Consider the following 18,440-nt stretch of genomic DNA (forward strand, 5'->3'; position numbering starts at 1 on the left):
CAAAGTGCGATCCGCATCGCACACCCCACCATCTGCGTTTTATACGTGTGAACCGAGAGATCGGATGCACGTTTCCTTCGCAGGCCTCATGCAAATCTGAATTTGCATGTCTTCATCATCTTCAATAAGTCCGCCAGCCTCAGCGTTCAGGCCAGACGTTCCGCAAACTGCGCCAGTTGCGCCATCGGCACCATCAGAGGCACGTAGGAGGCGTCGTTCATTGCCAGCCAATAAGGGATCTGGGTGCCGCCTTCGAAGGAAAAGACGGCCGGGCCGATTTCCCAGAATTTCGGGATGGAAAGCGGCGGCCGTGATTCGTTTTTACAGCGATCCAGGCTGGCCAGGCGGCCGGCATCAGGATGGAAGGCCGTCGCTTCAAGCTTGCAGCCGGCCTGGCAAAAGCGCGAGCTCTCCAGCCATTCGATGATCTTCTTCGGGCTGGCCCGCAGGGTTGTCCATTCTTCGGCGATCAGCGAGCCATCCTCGGCAGCCAGGCGCAATGCGTGGTTGGCGTGCAATTCGACCTTGCCGCTGGATGCCGATGCGACTGCGACTGCGAATGTTTGCGAGTGGATCATGTTGAACTCCCGAAGACTTTGCGTTGAACTGCGACCATGACTGAAGATTAATGGAGTGGTCGGCTTGGCAATATCGGGGAATTCCTGAAATTCAACTGTCGTGGCATTTTTTGCAACAGCGCCGGGTTGATGGCGGCATTGCTGAGCTTCGCATCGGCTCGCCCGGTGTGGACTCAAAGAGACGGGTAAGCGCCCTGAAAGTCGGCACGATACTTCCCACGCGCGTTCTTGCTGAGGCCGGCAGCAAAACAATCAGTATGGAAATCGTATCGAACAGGCGCAATTCACGTCTGGCCCGAAGAAAAAAGAACAGCCAAGGAGGGATGCCGTTCAGTCAAGAACTGAACGGCATTTTTTTGTGAACGTTAAATAGCGTTCGCCCTGAGTAACAGCAAGGCAGCGGATCGAAGGGCAGACAAGAGCGGTGAAAGTCGTCGGCCGGCCTCGATACGGACTTGCGCTCCTACTCAGCGCTAACGGCTCGGGCGTATCTGTTCAAGCACTCGCTTAACTGACCGGCATTGCAGCAAAGTGTGGCAACACAACATCTCAGGTTTTTCCTGATGAAGTTCAGCAGTGGACTAGGGAAGGCCCTGATTCACCAAAGTGCTGTCAAAAATTAAAGTGTGTCCATACCCGCTGCAAACAAGTTCTCGCAAGGGGCGAGATCGGGGAGTCGGGAAAATCGGGAGAATAAAATGTTTTTTGCCAAGAAAAATCGCTTCGTTTGTGCTTCCGCCGCTGCTCTGCTGCTGGCCACCAGTGCTCCGACTTTCGCCGCGACTGCAACCGGCTCCTTGATCATCAGCGCCTCGGTGCTGGCCTCCTGCACCGTGGTGGGCTCCACCATCGCCTTCGGCGCCTACAGCTCGACGCAAGTCGATCAGACCGGCAACATCGCCGTACTGTGCACCAACGGCACCACTTACAACGTCGGCCTGGATGCAGGTGCAGGCACCGGCGCTACCACCGCAGCACGCAAGATGACTGGCAGCGGCGGCGGCACACTGAACTACGCGCTGTATCGCGATTCGGGCCGCACCAATAACTGGGGTTCGACCATCGGCACCGATACCCAGGCCGGTACCGGCAGCGGCCTGCTGCAGAATCTGACGGTCTACGGTCGTATCGCTTCGGCCCAGACTCCGCTGGCAGGTACTTACACCGACACCGTGACTGTCACACTGACTTACTGAGCCTGACGCGGGCGCGGACATCCGCCCCGATGACTTTTGCAAAATGAGCCTGATTGCAGCGCCCAGGTAGTCAGCATGCAAAAGCAAGCGCACATAAAAAAATGCCGTTCAGATAATACTGAACGGCATTGTTCGTTTCAGGCCCCAATTTTGGGGTCGCCGGCATGACTCCGCCGGGCATGGCGGATCAGCATTCTTCTCGCGATCAATTGATCAATTCTTCTTGTTCAACTCCTCTTGCTTATTTGCTGCCGTGACCTGATCCGGCGCAATCCCCATGGCCTGGAACAAGGTCGCGGTATCTGCCAGCCGGGCAGCGATAGCGCGAATTTCGGTCAGCCGCGCATTCTGAAACTGTTTCTCGCCGGCGCGTGTGGCGTTGGGCGGAATCGCCCCCAGTTGCGCACGCCGCTCGGCATCGCGCCAGAATTGTTCGCTATGGCGACGCGCTTCGGCTGCCGCCGTCAGCGTATCCGCATCATGCGTCAGCGCACTCAGACTGTCGGCCACGTTCTGAAAGGCATTCAGCACGGTCTGGCGGTAATTGTCCTGCGAGGCCAGATAGGCATCCTGCGCCGCGCGGCGTTTGGCTTGCAGGGCGCCGCCACGGAACAGCGGCTGGCTGACCGAGGCGCCCAGGCTCCAGATCGCGCCGGCGGCGCCGGTGGCCTTGGGCCAGGTGAAGCCGGCCTGGCCGAAGGAGCCGGTGATCGACAGGCTGGGGAACATCTCGGCGGTGGCCAGCGCTTCTTCGGCCGCTGCGACCTTGAGCGCGGCATCGGCCGCCAGCACGTCGGGGCGCTGTTTCAGCAGTTCGGACGGAATCGCCACCGGCACCCGCTCCGGCAGGCTCAACTGCGCCAGATCGAGATCGGGCGGTGCGGCATCCGGGGTGCGGCCCATCAGCACTGCCAGCGCATGGCGTGCGGCCTGCCATTGCGTGCGCAGGCCGGGCAGGCTGGCGCGCAGCGACTCGGCGCTGGTCTGTGCATTGAGTAGATCGCCGCGTGCGGCCGAGCCGAGTTCGCTGCGCCGCTGGATTTCCGCAGTGTCGGCATCGGCCAGGGCGATCAGGCGTTCAGTGGCTTGCACCTGGGCGCGCAGAGCGGCGCCATTGACCGCGGTAATCACCAGATTGGCGGCCAGCGCGCGACGTGCTGCATCGAGCTGATAGGACTGGGCATCGACCTGGGCTGCCAGCGCCGAGTTGGCGTAGCGTTCCACCCCGAACAGATCGAAGGTATAGCTGGCGCTGATCTCGCCGACGAACACGTTATAGAGATTGGTCTGCGGCCCCATGGTCGGCAAGCCCAGCGCGCGCTGGCGGGTGGACTGGCCGACCGCGTCGATGCTGGGGAACATCGAGGCGCCGACCTGTGCGCGCAGTTGTTCACGCGCGCTGTCCAGGCTGTGCAGCGCTTGCGACAGCGAATAATTCTTTTGCAGCGCTTCTTCGACCCAGGCCGACAATTCGGGGGAGCGGTAGGCTTCCCACCATGTCGGCACGGCGCGTTCGCCCAGCGCGAATGTCTGGCGGGCATCGGCCGGGCCGCTAGTCGTCGGGGTGGCTTCGACGCCGTAGTGCGCCGGTTGCGGCATGTCGGGGGCGGCGCCGGTCGGGCCCAGCGTGCAGCCGGATAAGACCATCGCCGCCAGAACGATGGCGCGGCGCGGGGTGGAGAAATCAGCGGCGCGCATTAGCGGCTCCCTTCGGATGCAATTTCAGGATGGGGCTGAGGCTGGCCGGTCTCGTCCGGCTTGACCTTGTAGCACAGCGCGTACAACGCCGGCAGATAGAACAGGGTCAGCACGGTGGCGATGGTGATGCCGCCCATCAGCGCAGTGGCCATGGGGCCGAAGAAGTTGCTGCGCAACAGCGGGATCAGGGCCAGCACGGCAGCGGCGGCGGTCAGCGTGATCGGACGGAAACGGCGTACCGTGGCGCCGACGATGGCGTCGAAACGGCCGCGTCCGGCAGCGATGTCCTGTTCGATCTGATCCACCAGAATCACCGAGTTGCGCATGATGATGCCGAGCATCGCAATCGTGCCCAGCATGGCGACGAAGCCGAAGGGCTGGTGGAACAGCAGCAGGGCGCCGACCACGCCTATCATGCCCAGCGGCGCAGTCATCACCACCATCATGACGCGGCCGAAGCTCTGCAATTGCACCATCAGCAGCACCAGCACGGCGATCACCATCAGCGGCATCTGCGCCGAGATGGACGATTGCGCCTTGGCGTTTTCCTCGACCGGGCCGCCGACGTCGATGCGATAGCCGACCGGCAGCTCCTTGCGCAAGGCGGCCAGTTTCTCGTCCAGCGTATTGCTGACGTCGATACCTTGTACGCCGGCGCGGACGTCGGCCAGCACGGTGAGGGTCGGCTGACGATCGCGCTCCCAGATGACGCCGTATTCCAGTTCGTTGCGGATGTGGCCCAGCGTGCTCAGCGGCACCACGCCATTGGCGGTCGGCATGGCCAGCGTGCCGAGGCGCGAAGGATCGACGCGTTCGGCGCGCGGCGCACGCAGATCGACGCTGATCAGCTTGTCGCGTTCACGATATTGGGTGACGGTGTAGCCGGACAGATTCATCGCCATGAAGTTGGCGATCTGCTGGGTGCTGACACCCATTTCGGCGGCGCGTTTCTGGTCGATTTCAAAGGTCACCGAACGTTGTGCCGGCTCATCCCAGTCGAACTGCACATTGGTGGCGCGTGATTCCTTGCGGATTTCGGCGGCGACCTTTTCGGCGATGGCGCGCACTTCAGGAATCTTCTCGCCGCTGACCCGGAACTGCACCGGGAAGCCGACCGGCGGGCCGTTCTCCAGTCGCGTCAGGCGGGTACGCAGGCCGCTGAACTGTTCACGCAGCGGCGCTTCGAGCGCCTTGGCCAGCTTCTCGCGGTCTTCCACCGACTTGGCGGTGACCACGAACTGCGCGAAGTTGGCGCTCGGCAGTTGCTGATCCAGCGGCAGATAGAAACGCGGCGCGCCGGTGCCGACGAAGTTGATGACGTGGTCGATCTCAGGTCTGTCCTTGAGCACGGCTTCCATGCGCAAGGCCTCACGTTGCGTGGCTTCAAAGGAAGCGCGTTCCGGCAGGCGCAGATCGATCAGCAGTTCCGGGCGGTCCGAACTCGGGAAGAACTGTTGCGGCACCAGTCCGAAGGCCGCCAGCGAACCCACGAACAGCAGCGCGGTCGCAATCACCACGCGCCCGCGATACAGCACGCACCAGGCCACCATCTTGCGCAGACGCGTGTAGGTTTTGGTCTGATAGATGGCATGATCGTGGTCTTCGGTGTGGTCGTGCTCATCTTGAGGAGCGGCTTTACCCAGCTCGTCGCCTTCATGTGCGCCCGCTTGCTGCTGCGGTTTTTCCTTCAGCATGTGATAGCCCAGCAGCGGAATCAGCACTACCGCCGCCAGCCAGGACAGCAACAGGGCAATGGCGGAGACCTCGAAAATCGAGCGCGTGTATTCACCGGTGCCCGACTTGGCCAAGGCAATCGGCAGGAAGCCGGACACTGTGACCAGCGTGCCGGTCAGCATCGGAAACGCGGTGCTGGTATAGGCGAAGGCGGCGGCGCGGCGGCGGTCCCAGCCTTGCTCCAGTTTGACGGCCATCATCTCGACCGCAATGATGGCGTCATCGACCAGCAGCCCCAGCGCCAGCACCAGCGTGCCCAGCGAAACCTTGTGCAGGCCGATGTCGAACATGTACATGAACAGCGCGGTGACGGCCAGCACGATGGGGATGGAAATCACCACCACCATGCCGGTGCGGATGCCGAGCGACAACAGGCTCACCACCAGCACGATGGCGACCGCTTCGGCCACGGCTTCGAGGAAGTCGTCCACCGATTTTTCCACCGCGTGCGGCATGCTGGATACCGCCGTCAGTTTGAGGCCGGCCGGCAGGCGTGCGCTCAGCGCGGCAGTGCGTTCATCCAATGCCTTGCCCAGACGGATAACATCGCCGCCGGGCTGCATGGTGACGCCTATGCCCAGCACCGGCTTGCCGTTGGCGCGCATCTGCTGTTCCTGCGGCTCGTCGTAGCCGCGCGTGACGGTGGCGATGTCGCCCAGACGGAAGTTGCGATTGTTGACGCGGATGATCTTGTCCGAAATCGATTTGAGGTCGTCGAACTGCCCGGTCGGCCGCACATAGATGCGGTCGTTCGAGGTGGTGATCAGGCCGCCCGGCGCAATCGCATTCTGTGCACCGATCAGGTCGCCCAGTTGCTGCGGGTTGATGCCCAGCCGCGTCATCTGCGCGTTCGAGATGTCGATGTAAATGTGCTGGTTGCGGTCGCCGAAGTAATCGATCTTGCCTACGCCCGGTACGCGCAGCAGTTCGCCGCGCAACTGGTCGGCGTAGTCGCGCAGTTGCGCCGGCGAGAAACCGTCGCCTTCCAGCGAATAGATGTTGGTGTAGACGTCGCCGAATTCATCGTTGAAGTAGGGCCCTTTGACCCCGCTCGGCAAGGTGGCGGCAATGTCGCCGACCTTCTTGCGCACCTGATACCAGGTCTTGGGCACCTGGCTGGCGGGCGCGGTGTCCTTGATGGTGAAGAATAATTGCGACTGGCCCGGGCGCGAATAGCTGCGCAGGAAGTCGACGTCCGGCGTCTCCTGCAACTTGCGTGCGATGCGGTCGGTGATCTGCTCCTGCACCTGACGCGCGGTGGCGCCCGGCCAGTCGGTCTGGATCACCATGACCTTGAAGGTGAAGGGTGGATCTTCAGATTGCGACAGGCGGGTATAGGAGCCGATGCCGAGCAGCGTCACCAGCGCCAGGATGAAAGTCACCAGCGCCTGATGCTGCAGCGTCCAGGAAGAGAGATTGAAACGGCCGGGTGCGCTCATAGTGCGAAGTCCTCGGCATGCAGCGGCGCAATCGGCTTGACCTTTTCATTGGCGGTCAGCGTGTGTACGCCTTGCACCACGATCTTTTCGCCGGGATTGACGCCGGCGCTCAGCGTGACGCTGCGTTCGCCGTAGGCGCCGACGCTCACCGGACGCAACTCAAGATGGCTGTCGGCCGGCTTGACGATCCATACCGCAGGGCGATTGCCCTGATGGAACAAGGCGGTGGCCGGGATCACGATGCTTTGCTGCTTGCTTTGCTCAGCGCTGGCAGGCGTGGCCGCGATGGCGGCAACGTCGATCGACACCTCGCCGCTCATGCCCAGGCGCAAGGCCGGATCCTGCGCGTCCCTGGATTCCAGCGTGACCTTGACGCGGAAGGTGCGGCTCTGCGGATCGGCCGCAGGGCTGACTTCGCGCACCCGGCCATTGAGCGTGCGGCCCGGCAGCGCCGCCAGATTGACGGTGGCGGGGGCGCCGACGCGAATTTTTGCGACCTGGCTTTCCGACACTTCGGTGGTGATGTCGGTGGCGCCCGACCATGCCAGCGAATACACCGGCTGGCCGGCTGCCAGCACTTCGCCGGTGTTGGCCTGCTCGGCGCTGATCACGCCGTCGTGCTCGGCCACCAGTCGCGTGTAATTGCGCTGATTGCCGGCAACTGCTGCGCGTGCCGCTGCTGCCTTGGCTTGCGCCTGTGCCGCGGCGTAGGCGTCCTGCGTCTGCTCCAGTTGCAGTGCGCTGATCAGCTTGTCGGCGGCTTGCAGTGTGTCGCGTTTCAATTGTTTTTCAGCCGCGTCCAGATGCTGGCGCGCCGAGGCCAGTTCGGCTTCGGCGCTGGCGGCATTCTGATTGGCGTCGGCCGGATCGAGGCGCGCCACCACGTCGCCCTTGCGTACCTTGTCGCCCAGATGCACGCGACGCTCGGCCACCTGGCCGGCAATGCGGAAGGACATCGGCGTCACGAAGCGCGACTGAATCTCGGCCGGCAAGCGCAGCAATTGCGCGCCGCTGTCGGCTTGCGCCGGCAAGACCACCACTTCGCGCGGCGCATCGGCCACCGGTTCGGCTTTCTTGCAGGCCGACAATGCGAGGATGCCGGCCAGCGCCAAGCTCAGGGGCAGTATTGTCGGGCGGCGCCGGTCTTGTGAAATTGTCATGTTGTCGGTGGGCGTGTCGGGATGAGTGGCGGGCAGCAGGGCGCTGATACGGCGGTGGTAGGGAAACTTCACGACGTTCCTTTCTGGGAATGTGACGTCCGGACAGATCGCCTTCGCGCATGGCCCGCCTTTTTGAAATCACGGGCTGACGCGACTGAATGGCTGGCCGCTGAATTGTAAATTTTGTGCATTCTAATACGTCATTGAATTCAGATGCAAGCTTGTATTTGAATTCACAGATGCTAGAATCCGGGCATGACACGTCAACGACTCAGTCGCGAGCAAAGCCGCGAACAGACCCGCGAGCGCCTGCTGGAGGCCTCGCATGAAGTCTTTATTCAAAAGGGATTCACGCTCGCCAGCGTCGAAGATATCGCCGCTGCCGCCGGCTACACACGCGGTGCGTTCTATTCCAATTTCGACGACAAGACCGAGCTGTTCTTTGAGTTGCTGCGGCGTGAAAGCGCAGAAATGGATCTGGAGTTCCACCGCATGCTGCAGGAACCGGTGCTTGATCCGCTCGCCTTGCAGAACAAGATCGCGGCCTATTACAGCACCTTGTATCGCGATGACATGTGCAGCCAGATGTGGATGGAGGCCAAGATCGTGGCCGTGCGCGATGAGAAATTTCGCGCGCAGTTGAGTGTCTTTCTGAAAGAGCGGCACGAGCAGATCGCCGAATTCGTCGTGATGTTTTCAAGTCTCACCAACTCGGCGCCCGCCGCGCCGCCGCATGAAATTGCAGTCGGCCTGATGGCCTTGTGCGAAGGCGTATGCTTCGCGCATCGCTGTGATCCGGTGCGGATCGATGATAAAACGGCGGAAGCGGTGCTGTCCTTGTTTCTGAAGGCCGTGATCAAGATGCCTGAAGCCGGTGCGGCTGAACCTGCGGTCAAGTTGACGTCGACGGCGAAGCGCGTCGGCAAAACTGCCACATCCAAGGCGGCAGCAAAAAAGGCGGCAGCAAAAGCCGGCTAGCCAGAATGCGCCTGCGCGCAGCATGCTTGCAAATCGGATTTGCAGCCTCAACCTCCGGAGCGAGGTATATCGAAAATGCCGTTCGCGTGGTCGCCGAACGGCATTTTTCATTTCCCTTCACGGCATTCCATTGCGCCCAAAAAGCATGAAGCCTTCACGCTCGCTCAGGCGCGCGTAATAAGCGTTCAGCGCCGGCAGATCCGGATGTGCCAGCGGCGTCGCAAACCAGCGTTGCACCGATAGCCCGATGGCGATATCGGCCAGCGTGAATTGCGCGCCGCAGACATAAGACCCGGCCTGTTGCAGGCGCTGTTCCAGAATCCGCATGTGTTTCTCCCAGTTGGCAACCGATGCCGCAATCTGCTGCGCATCGGTATGGGCAGGGCTGTGGCGCGCCAGCGCCATGAAGGCATAGCTCCAGGAATTGTTGAGGTTGGTGGCCTGCCAGTCCAGCCACTGATCGACGCCGGCGCGGGCCTGCGGATCGAGGGGATAAAACGCAGCGTCGCCATAGCGATTGGCGAGATAGCGGATGATGGTGTTCGATTCCCACAGCACGAAATCGCCGTCGCGAATCACCGGCACCAGGGCGTTGGGATTGAGTGCGAGGAATTCCGGATCCTCAGTCGGGCGGAAGCCGCTGCCCCAGTCTTCCCGTTCAAACGGCAGTGCGAGTTCTGCGCAAGTCCATAGCACTTTGCGCACGTTGATGGAGCCGGCCTTGCCGAGGATGGTAATCATAAGCGTCAATGTCAGGAAGACGAAAACATACAGCCTAATCTCGCCGTCCTGAAAGAGACATATACACTTCCTGCTTTCTCCACCGTAACACTTGCGGTCGCGGAAGCTTGCTTCAATAGCCCCGGCTCAGATCCACGGTCGGCGGAATGCTGCCGTCGGCCCGATAGGCGCGGATGTTGCCCGCCACAATCGCCGACGCCGTTTCACGATCGGTGGGCGCGGAAATATGCGGCAAGACCGTGACCGCGGGGTGCGGCCATTGCCAGGCGTCGGAGGGCAGCGGCTCGGTAGCGAATACATCGAGCACTGCGTGCTTGAGCCGGCCCTGATCGAGCGCTGCGCGCAAGGCCTCGTCGTCAATGATGGGGCCGCGCGCGAAGTTGATCAGCGTGGCGTCCTGCGACAGCCAGCTCAGCCGTTCGGCGTTCAGCAGATGACGGGTCTGTGCGGTCAGCGGCAGCAGGCAGACCAGAATATCGGTCTGCTGCAGCATGGCCTGCAGGCCCTCGTCGCCGGCAAAGGTCGCGACGCCGGGGATATTCTTCAATTGCCGGCTCCAGCCGCAGACCTTGAAGCCCGCGTTCAGCAATTGCCGGGCGGCGGCATCGCCCAGCGCACCCAGCCCCAGCAGGCTGACGGTTCTGTTCTGGGGGCGCACGTAATCGAGCTGCTGCCATTGGCCGGTCTGTTGCAAGCGGGCGTAAGCCGGCATGTCGCGATGCAGGTAGAGACTCCAGGCCAGCACTGCTTCAGCCATGGTGGCTGCCAGTTGCGGATCGACCAGACGCACGATCTGCAAACCGCTGTCGCCCAGTTCGGCCACCATCTTTTCGACCCCGGCCCAGACGCTGTGCACCCATTCCAGCTGCGGCAATTGCGCGACTTCGGCCGGATCGGGATTGGCGACGATGGCCAGTTTGCAGGCGGCGCGGGCGTCGGCGTCCAGCGTGGCGAAGGCGACGATGTTTTCATCGGGCATGGCCAGCCGCAGCGCAGTCAGCCAAAGCTCGCACTGGGCGGCGTCGCATCTGGCGATGAAGGGGATGGGCGCCTGGGGGCTCACATTGTTCATGTCGCGTAGACCTGCGCCAGGTCGTTGAAGCCCTTGACTTCAATCGGGTTGCCGCACAGGTCGAGGAAGAACATGGTGGCCTGTTCGCCGGGTTCGCCGGCGAAGCGGATGTTGGGCTTGAGCACGAACTCGATGTTGAGTGCGCTCAGGCGATCGGCCAGCGCCTGCCAGTCGGCCATTTGCAGGATCACGCCGAGGTGCGGCATCGGCACCATGTGATGGCCGACCTTGCCGGTGTTGGTGACGGCGAAGACCGGGCCCAGATGCAGCGAAATCTGATGGCCGAAGAAGTCGAAGTCGACCCAGGTATCCGTGCTGCGGCCTTCCTTGCAGCCGAGAATATCACCGTAGAATTTGCGCGCCTGGTCCAGATCGGTGACGTGATAGGCGAGATGGAAAATCGACTGCATGAGCGCTCCTGAGCTAAGAATGATGACCGCCGTTTTTATTGAGGATGAGTCTGGCGTGTGCGATATGGAAAAGGACATGGCGGATATCCCATCACAGCTGAGAGCGTAGCGCTTTTCAAACAAAAGGGATAGCATGTAATTCTTGTTTTGTTCGAAAGAATTGCTTATGGATGTGCGCTATCTGCAAAGTCTGATTGCGGTGGTCGACCATGGTTCGATTGCCGACGCCGCGCGTGCCGAAGGGCTGACTGCGGCCGCCATCAGCCAGCGTATCCAGGCGCTGGAGCGCCAGCTCGGCTTTGAGCTGCTGTCGCGCGCCGGCCATGCCGCCCGCGCCAGCGATGCCTGCCTCGGCCTGCTGCCGCGTGCGCGGCGCATCGTGCGCGAGGTGGAGTTGCTGGCCAGCGACGCCGATCCGGCCGGGCTCAAAGGCAGCTTGCGCATCGGCGCCATTTCCACGGCGTTGACCGGCATGCTGCCCGCAGCGTTGCGGACATTGGCGCAGCAGGCGCCGGGGATTCTTCCCGCCATTGTGCCTGGCACCTCGCGCGCCTTGTACCAGGCGGTACAGGCCGGCGAACTGGACGCCGCCATCCTCGTCGCGCCGCCTTTCGAATTGCCCCGGCTGATGCGCGCCGTGACTTTACGCAGGGAAGGGTTGCTGCTGTTGAGCAAGAAGAAGCTGCGCATCAGCGCTGCGAAGTTGCCGGCCTTGCTGGCGAGCCAGCCTTACATCCGTTACGATCCGGCTTCCTGGGGCGGACGCCACGCGCAACGCTATCTGGATGATCAGGGCGTGACGCCGCAGGTGCTGTTCGATCTGGATGCGCTGGAAGCCATCACCATGCTGGTGGGCGACGGCGTCGGCATCAGTCTGGTGCCGGACTGGCCGGGGCTGGAGCGGCTGGCGCAGGACTGCAGCATGACGCCGGTCAAAGGCGAGGCCTATGCGCGCGAAATCATCTTGCTCAGCCATCAGCAGAATGAACGGCCCAATATGCTCAATGCCTTGTCGGCGGCGATGGGAGGGGCGTTTGTGCCCGACTGAAGAAGTCTGGAATGCAATGAAAAAAGCCGGGTGCAACAGCCCGACTTTTTTTACATCTGATCTGCTCGCTTCACCAGGCTTCAGCCGCGTTGCGGAATCGTCAGTCCCTTGATCACCGCGGGTCGCGCCACGAAGGCGGCCAGCGTGCGGGCGACATTGCGGAAATCGCTGAAGCCGACCAGGTCGCCGGCCTCGTAGAAACCGTTCAGATTGCGGATCCACGGGAACAGCGCGATGTCGGCGATGCTGTAGTCGCCCATCAGCCATTCGCGATCCTGCAGACGCTGGTCGACCACGCCCAGCAGGCGGCGCGATTCGGCGACGTAGCGATCGCGCGGGCGCTTGTCTTCGTATTCCTTGCCGGCGAATTTGTGAAAGAAGCCGAGCTGGCCGAACATCGGGCCGACGCCGCCCATCTGGAACATCAGCCACTGTATGGTCTGATAGCGTTCGCCGGCATCCCTGGAGATGAATTTGCCGGTCTTGTCGGCGAGGTACTGCAGAATCGCGCCCGACTCGAACAGCGGCAGCGGCTTGCCGTCGGGACCATCGGGGTCGAGGATGGCCGGGATCTTGTTGTTCGGATTGAGCGACAGGAACTCGGGCGACATCTGATCATTGGTTTCAAAGCTGACCAGATGCGGCTCGTAGGGCAGGCCGGTTTCTTCCAGCATGATCGAAACCTTGACACCGTTGGGCGTGGGCAGCGAATACAGCTGAATGCGGTCGGGGTGGCGCGCAGGCCATTTGCCGGTGATGGCGAAAGAGGAAAGATCGGTCACGACAATATCTCCAGCGGGATCGCTTCAGGAGCGAATTCCCGCACAAATTTTTCAAAGCTGTCCACAGTCACGGGACGGCAGAAGAAATAGCCCTGATACGCATGACAGCCGGCATCGGCCAGGAAACTGCGTTGTGCGTCGGTTTCGACGCCCTCGGCGATGACTCCCAGTCCGAGGCTTTGCGCCAGGGCCACGATGGTCTTGGCGATGGAGGCGTCGTTGGGATCGACCAGCACATCGCGCACGAAAGACTGGTCGATTTTAAGCTGGTTCAGCGGCAGCCGCTTGAGATAGGACAAAGAGGAGTAGCCGATGCCGAAATCGTCCAGCGAGAATTCCACGCCGCTGGCCTTGAGCGCATACATCTTCTGGATGATGTCTTCGACGTTGTCGACCAGCAGGCTTTCGGTCAGTTCCAGTTTCAGGCGGGCCGGATTGGCGCCGGTCTTGCCGATGATGCGCAGCACGGTTTCGACGAAATCGAGCTCGCGGAATTGCTGGGCGCTGACGTTGACGGCGATGGTCAGATACTCGGTCTCCGGATTGCGCGACCATTCAGCCAGTTTGGCGCAGGCGGTTTCCAGCACCCAGTTGCCCAGCGGCAGGATCAGGCCGGTTTCTTCGGCCAGCGGGATGAAGTCGCCTGGCGGCACCATGCCGCGCTCCGGATGCATCCAGCGCACCAGCACTTCGGCGCCGGTGACGCGCTTGCCTTCGACCACCTGGGCCTGATAGTGCAGCAGCAACTGGCCGCATTCGATGGCCTTGCGCAAACCGGCTTCCATGGTGGCGCGTTCCAGCACCACGGTCTGCATCGCCGGGTCGAAGAAGCGCAGCGCATTGCGGCCGGTTTCCTTGGACTTGTACATGGCCAGATCGGCCTGCTTCAGCAGATCGTCGATCGAGGCCTGGCGCCCCTTGAAAATGGTGGCGCCGATGCTGGCGGTGGTGCGGTATTCGATATCGCCGAGCTGGTACACCATGCCCAGCGAGGACAGGATTTTCTGGCCGATGGCGCGGGTCTGGGTGGCGGCTTCTTCCGGCTTGCTGTCGAGGTTTTCCAATACCACCACGAATTCGTCGCCGCCCACGCGCGCCACCGTGTCGTTGACGCGCACGCTGGTCGCCAGCCGCTGCGACACTTGCTTGAGCAGCATATCGCCCTTGTCGTGGCCGAGCGTATCGTTGAGCGTCTTGAAGTGGTCGAGATCGATGAACAGCAGGGCGCTGGAGGTCTTGTTGCGCGCGCTGACCGAAATCGCCTGCTTCAGCCTATCCAGCAGCAGGGTGCGGTTAGGCAACTGGGTCAGCGCATCGAAGAAGGCCAGCTCGCGGATGCGTTCCTCCGCAATCTTGCGGTCGGTGATGTCGTGGTGGGTGCCGACGTAATGCGTGACGCAGCCGGCGGTGTTTTTTACAGTGGCAATGGTCAGCCATTCCGGATAGATTTCGCCGTTCTTGCGGCGGTTCCAGATTTCGCCCTGCCAGCCGCCGGTGGCCGTGACGCTGGCCCAGATTTCCTGATAGAACTCAGGGCCGTGGCGGCCGGATTTCAGCAGGTTCGGATTTTTGCCGATCGCTTCTTCGCCGGTATATCCGGTGATCGAGGTGAAGGCATTGTTGACGCGCAGCATGTTGCTGTCGGCATCGGTGATGATCATGCCTTCCAGCGATTCGAAGGCGACTGCGGCGATACGCATTTCGTCTTCGACTTCCTTGCGTTCGCTGACATCCACCGCGCTGGTGCGATAGCCGTTGAAGGCGCCGGTGGCGTCGGTGATCGGGCCCCACGACAGCGACAGCCAGAACTGCGTGCCGTTCTTGCGCATGCAGCGGAATTCCAGATCTTCGCCGCGTTCGCCCTGCAAGCCGCTCTGCAGTGTTGCGCGCACGCGCGCAAGATCGTCGGGATGTACCAGCGTCTGGTACATGTCAGGCATGGCCAGGCATTCATCCACCGTGTAGCCGGTGTAGTTGGTGACGGCGTGGTTGATCCAGCGTGGCTTGTTGTCCAGGCCCCACCAGATTTCCATGTTCACGGTGCAGTCGGCGATGGCGCGAAACTGCGCCTCGCTTTCACGCAGTTCGCGCGTCATCTTGGCGGCGGTGCGCACCGCGCGCACCCGGCTCGACATCATTAGCCAGGTCAGCAGCGCCAGCATCACGCTCAGGCCGAAACCGGTGATCGCGATCAGCCATTCTGCATTGCGGCCGTAACGGGTATTGAAGTCTTTCAGCGCATGCAACTGCAGCAGCCAGTTGTGGCCGGCCACCACCAGATATTCGGTGGCGAACAGGCGCTCCGGATGCGGCGTCACGACGGTTGCCGTGGAGTGATACATCAGCGCTTCGGGACGAGGATCGACGCCATCATAGATGTTGACCGCCAGGCCCGGGGTCTGTTCGCCGTACAGGCTGGCCATCACTTCATTCATGCGGAACGAGGCGTGCACCCAGCCGACCAGATTGGCGCGCCGCTCTTCAATGGTGGATTGCGGCTTGCCGTGCGCATAGATCGCCAGATACATGATGAAGCTGGGCTTGATCTCGGTCAGATCGTCGAAATCAAGCTTGACCTTGCCGGAAATGGCGGCCATGCCGGAGTCGCGTGCCTTTTCCATGGCGGCGCGGCGCACCGGTTCCGACCAGTGGTCGTAGCCGAAGGGGATGCTGCTGTTGCGTCCGATATAGGGTTCGCGCAGGGTGATCGGGGCATAACCGTCGCGTACTCCGGCCGGGCGAATTTCATAATCGGGGAAGCCGCTGCGGCGCAGGCGTGCGACGTGATTTTCAAGATCGCGGTCGCCGACCAGCCATTCTTCGGCGCCGATGGCCTGAATTCCGGCGAAGTTGGCATCCAGATTCAAGGCCCGGATGTATTCACGGAATCCGGCACGGTCGAGTTCGCCGGTAGCGGAAAAAAGTCCCTGCACGCCATGCAGCATCTGTTCATAGCTGGCCACGCGCTGCTCCATGCGACTGACGGCTTCACGCAGCGAAAAGTCGAATTGCGCATGCAACTCTTTGCTGGAGGCATGCCGTTCGTGGTCCCAGGTCGTCCAGGTGATGCCGAGTCCGGCGACCAGGATTAGCAGCGGCAGCAGAATCTGGCGCGCCCAGCTCACGGCTCAGCCTGAAAGTGGACCATCGCTGCCGAGAGGGTCGGGTTGAAATACTTTTCGAAGATACGCAACACGGTGCCGTCGGCGCGCATGTCATTGACCAGCGCGCGCCATTTTTCCTGTTCCGCCGGCGACACGGCTTTCTTCGACATGATCAGACCGTGCGGCACCGCCGGGTCGTTGAATTCGATGATGGTGGTGGCATCGCGGATGTGCTTTTCTTCCACGACCGGATAGTCGAAGGGCTCCATGATCATGCCCTGGATGCGATTGAGCATCAGCGCCTGATACAGCGGCCCCAGGCTGCCTGCCTGGCTGACGCGGTTGGCGGCAGTCAGCTTGTCGACCAGCTTGTTGGCCGAGTCGCTGTAACGGAAGCTGCGGATCACGCCGAGCTGGAATTTTTCGGTGTTCTCAAAATCGGAAAGCTGGCGGATGCCGCTGTCCTTGCGCACCAGCAAATAATATTTGTTGCTGATGTACCAGGCGAAAGAGGCAAAGCGGCGGCGTTCGGCATTGGCGATTCCCGACAGGCTGAAATCCAGCGAACCGGATTCAATCAACTGCCAGATACGGGCGCGCGACATCAGGCTGATGACGATCTTGCAACCGCTGCGGCGCGCCAGTTCGTTGGCAAAATCCTTGTCGATGCCGGTATCTGTTTCGGCAGAGTAGAGCAGGCCGTGATCATGCAAGGCCAGCGTGAACGGGCGCGAGCAATCCGGACCGTTCGACGTGGTGGGCGCAGCGTGTGCGGCGGCGGACAACAGCGCCAGTGCCGCCGTTGCCATGCTGATGGTCAGCTTGTGCTTCAGTTTCAGGCGGCACTGACCGCGATGACGCAACATAGCCGGCGTGCTCGCAACAGCAGGCAAGCCCGGGCGCGAGTTGAAAAACGGGCCGGAAAAGAACCGATTGATGAGATGACTGAAGATACCGCCCCCTGATTGCTTCCCTGTGCGCACGCATGCGTGTCGCTATTGTGCTTGTTTCTTGCCGGCTGACGCCTGCTCCCCTCAGCCTGCATGCCCTTGTTCTCGGCTCTGCAACGCTGTCCTGCGATCTTGCCTTGTTCTTTTTGCAGCGTATGGCCCCGTGCTGCATGATGCGTATCGATTGCTTATCTGCTACTTATCTGCTTAGTTGTTGCTTTGTCATGCACGACTGTTCATCTTCTACGTAGCATCCTTGTGATCGGATGCGGTGTCCGCCGCATTTCATACCGATTTACAACAATGCCCGGTTTCCATGCGGGCGATGCTAACTGACGGCTGTCCAAATCGCAACAAAGCGCAATGCATTAAAAATCGACCACAAGCCGGCTCGAAATTGCGCCATCAATTCAGATCGCCAGCCCGATACGGCAGTGTAAATCAGTCCCCATTCGCTGGCTTACAAGAGCCTGTCAAGGCGCCCGTTTTTCTGCCTTTTCTGCAGGGAATGTTGCATTCACAGCTCAACCCGTGCACAGATGTTCTGAATGGTCAGACCATTGCCTGTCAGCTCAGGCGTCGCTGGCGATGCAGTTGCGACCGCGTTGCTTGGCCACGTACAGGCATTTATCCACCGACTCGATGAAGCTGATCGGGTCTTCGTTCTGCGACGGAATGGTGGTGCTGACGCCGACGCTGATGGTGACCACTTTTTCCACCTGAGATTTTTCGTGCGGAATCTGCGCTTCCAGCACCAGCTTGCGGCAACGTTGCGCGACCTTGAGCGCCGCAGCGGCATCGGTCTCCGGCAGGATCAATACAAATTCTTCTCCGCCGTAGCGCGCAAAGAAATCGCGGGTGCGGGTCGCTGCGCTGCTGAGCACAGTGGCGACTTTCTTGAGGCAGGCGTCGCCGCGGATGTGGCCGTACTGATCGTTGTACTGCTTGAAATAGTCGATGTCGAGCATGATCACCGACAAGGCGGTGCGGTTCTTCAGTGCATTGCCCCATTCGACTTCCAGCGCCGAGTCGAACATGCGGCGGTTGGCGACATTGGTCAGGCCGTCGCGATACGACAAGGCTTCCAGTTCCTTCTGCAGTTCGGCCACGCGCGCCTCGGTCTTCTTGCGTTCGGTGATGTCGAACATGAAACCGATCAGCGAATCGACTTCGCCATCCGGCTTGCGTACTACGTGCACCACATCGCGAATCCAGACATGTTCGCCGTCGCGCGTCAACGCGCGATAGTCGGCTTCGTGATCGATACCCGATTTGGATTGTGAAACGCAGAAGTTGACCACGGCTTCGCGGTCGTCGGCATGAATGCGGGTAGCCCAGTCCTCGACCGTGGCCCAGCTCTCCTGCGTCCAGCCCAGCAGCTTCTCGATTTGCGGGCCGACATAGGTGAACTTCATGGTGCTCCAGTCGATTCTCCAGGGAATCGCTTTGGTCGATTCCAGCAAGGTTTTATAGACGGCGCTGTCGGGCTCCATTTGCTTTTGTATCGGATGGTTCATGGCTCAGAGATGGAAATTGAATCGAGATATTTA

Annotated in this window: 15 protein-coding genes; 4 read left to right on the forward strand and 11 right to left on the reverse strand. The window is 61.3% G+C overall.

Features of this window, described 5'->3' with window-relative positions:
- Positions 1–146: 146 nt before the first annotated feature.
- The gene (locus PQR62_RS17355) at positions 147–578 is read right to left on the reverse strand and encodes a hypothetical protein (RefSeq protein ID WP_408159242.1); all 432 of its coding nucleotides are present in this window, start codon (positions 576–578) and stop codon (positions 147–149) included.
- 50 nt (positions 579–628) lie between these two features.
- On the opposite strand from PQR62_RS17355, the gene PQR62_RS17360 reads away from it, so the two are divergent.
- Positions 629–940, forward strand: a complete 312-nt coding sequence (locus PQR62_RS17360; RefSeq protein ID WP_408159243.1) for a hypothetical protein — start codon at positions 629–631, stop codon at positions 938–940.
- Positions 941–1,276: 336 nt separating this feature from the next.
- Positions 1,277–1,774, forward strand: a complete 498-nt coding sequence (locus tag PQR62_RS17365; protein ID WP_408158379.1) for a Csu type fimbrial protein — start codon at positions 1,277–1,279, stop codon at positions 1,772–1,774.
- Between the two features lie 213 nt (positions 1,775–1,987).
- On the opposite strand, the gene PQR62_RS17370 is transcribed toward PQR62_RS17365, so the two are convergent.
- Genes PQR62_RS17370 through PQR62_RS17380 form a run of 3 tightly spaced genes read right to left on the reverse strand, consistent with a single transcriptional unit; the run spans position 1,988 to position 7,805 of the window.
- Positions 1,988–3,472, reverse strand: a complete 1,485-nt coding sequence (locus PQR62_RS17370; RefSeq protein ID WP_408159244.1) for an efflux transporter outer membrane subunit — start codon at positions 3,470–3,472, stop codon at positions 1,988–1,990.
- A complete protein-coding gene (locus PQR62_RS17375) occupies positions 3,472–6,645 on the reverse strand; it encodes an efflux RND transporter permease subunit (protein WP_408159245.1) in 3,174 nt (1,057 codons plus the stop codon). The genes PQR62_RS17370 and PQR62_RS17375 overlap by 1 nt, the downstream gene beginning before the upstream one ends.
- Positions 6,642–7,805: an efflux RND transporter periplasmic adaptor subunit gene (locus tag PQR62_RS17380; protein ID WP_408159375.1), complete on the reverse strand. Its 1,164-nt coding sequence runs from the start codon at positions 7,803–7,805 to the stop codon at positions 6,642–6,644. Before PQR62_RS17380 ends, PQR62_RS17375 begins: the two co-directional genes overlap by 4 nt.
- Before the next feature lie 255 nt (positions 7,806–8,060).
- Between PQR62_RS17380 and PQR62_RS17385 the strand changes: the two genes are divergently transcribed.
- Entirely contained in the window at positions 8,061–8,783 is a 723-nt protein-coding gene (locus PQR62_RS17385) for a TetR/AcrR family transcriptional regulator (protein ID WP_408159246.1), read from the forward strand.
- Between the two features lie 117 nt (positions 8,784–8,900).
- Here PQR62_RS17385 and PQR62_RS17390 read toward each other — a convergent pair whose 3' ends face one another.
- The 3 genes from PQR62_RS17390 to PQR62_RS17400 all read right to left on the reverse strand — a co-directional run bounded on the left by PQR62_RS17390 (position 8,901) and on the right by PQR62_RS17400 (position 11,006).
- The gene (locus PQR62_RS17390; RefSeq protein ID WP_408159247.1) at positions 8,901–9,524 is read right to left on the reverse strand and encodes a glutathione S-transferase family protein; all 624 of its coding nucleotides are present in this window, start codon (positions 9,522–9,524) and stop codon (positions 8,901–8,903) included.
- 112 nt (positions 9,525–9,636) lie between these two features.
- Positions 9,637–10,596: a 2-hydroxyacid dehydrogenase gene (locus tag PQR62_RS17395; protein WP_408159248.1), complete on the reverse strand. Its 960-nt coding sequence runs from the start codon at positions 10,594–10,596 to the stop codon at positions 9,637–9,639.
- A complete protein-coding gene (locus PQR62_RS17400; protein WP_408159249.1) occupies positions 10,593–11,006 on the reverse strand; it encodes a VOC family protein in 414 nt (137 codons plus the stop codon). The genes PQR62_RS17395 and PQR62_RS17400 overlap by 4 nt, the downstream gene beginning before the upstream one ends.
- A 166-nt stretch (positions 11,007–11,172) precedes the next feature.
- On the opposite strand from PQR62_RS17400, the gene PQR62_RS17405 reads away from it, so the two are divergent.
- Complete coding sequence (locus PQR62_RS17405; RefSeq protein WP_408159250.1) at positions 11,173–12,054, forward strand: LysR substrate-binding domain-containing protein; 882 nt, start codon at positions 11,173–11,175, stop codon at positions 12,052–12,054.
- An 80-nt stretch (positions 12,055–12,134) separates the two neighbouring features.
- Here the strand turns inward: PQR62_RS17405 and PQR62_RS17410 are convergent, their stop codons facing one another.
- The 4 genes from PQR62_RS17410 to PQR62_RS17425 form a co-directional block, all read right to left on the reverse strand.
- Positions 12,135–12,836, reverse strand: coding sequence for a glutathione S-transferase N-terminal domain-containing protein (locus PQR62_RS17410; protein WP_408159251.1), 702 nt, complete (start codon positions 12,834–12,836; stop codon positions 12,135–12,137).
- Positions 12,833–15,961: a bifunctional diguanylate cyclase/phosphodiesterase gene (locus tag PQR62_RS17415; protein WP_408159252.1), complete on the reverse strand. Its 3,129-nt coding sequence runs from the start codon at positions 15,959–15,961 to the stop codon at positions 12,833–12,835. Before PQR62_RS17415 ends, PQR62_RS17410 begins: the two co-directional genes overlap by 4 nt.
- A complete protein-coding gene (locus PQR62_RS17420; protein ID WP_408159376.1) occupies positions 15,958–16,749 on the reverse strand; it encodes a substrate-binding periplasmic protein in 792 nt (263 codons plus the stop codon). The genes PQR62_RS17415 and PQR62_RS17420 overlap by 4 nt, the downstream gene beginning before the upstream one ends.
- 713 nt (positions 16,750–17,462) lie before the next feature.
- On the reverse strand, positions 17,463–18,407 hold the full coding sequence (locus PQR62_RS17425) for a sensor domain-containing diguanylate cyclase (RefSeq protein WP_408159253.1): 945 nt from the start codon (positions 18,405–18,407) through the stop codon (positions 17,463–17,465).
- Positions 18,408–18,440: the final 33 nt, after the last annotated feature.

The sequence above is a fragment of the Herbaspirillum lusitanum genome (genome assembly GCF_046025995.1).
Taxonomy (GTDB): Bacteria; Pseudomonadota; Gammaproteobacteria; order Burkholderiales; family Burkholderiaceae_D; genus Herbaspirillum; species Herbaspirillum lusitanum_A.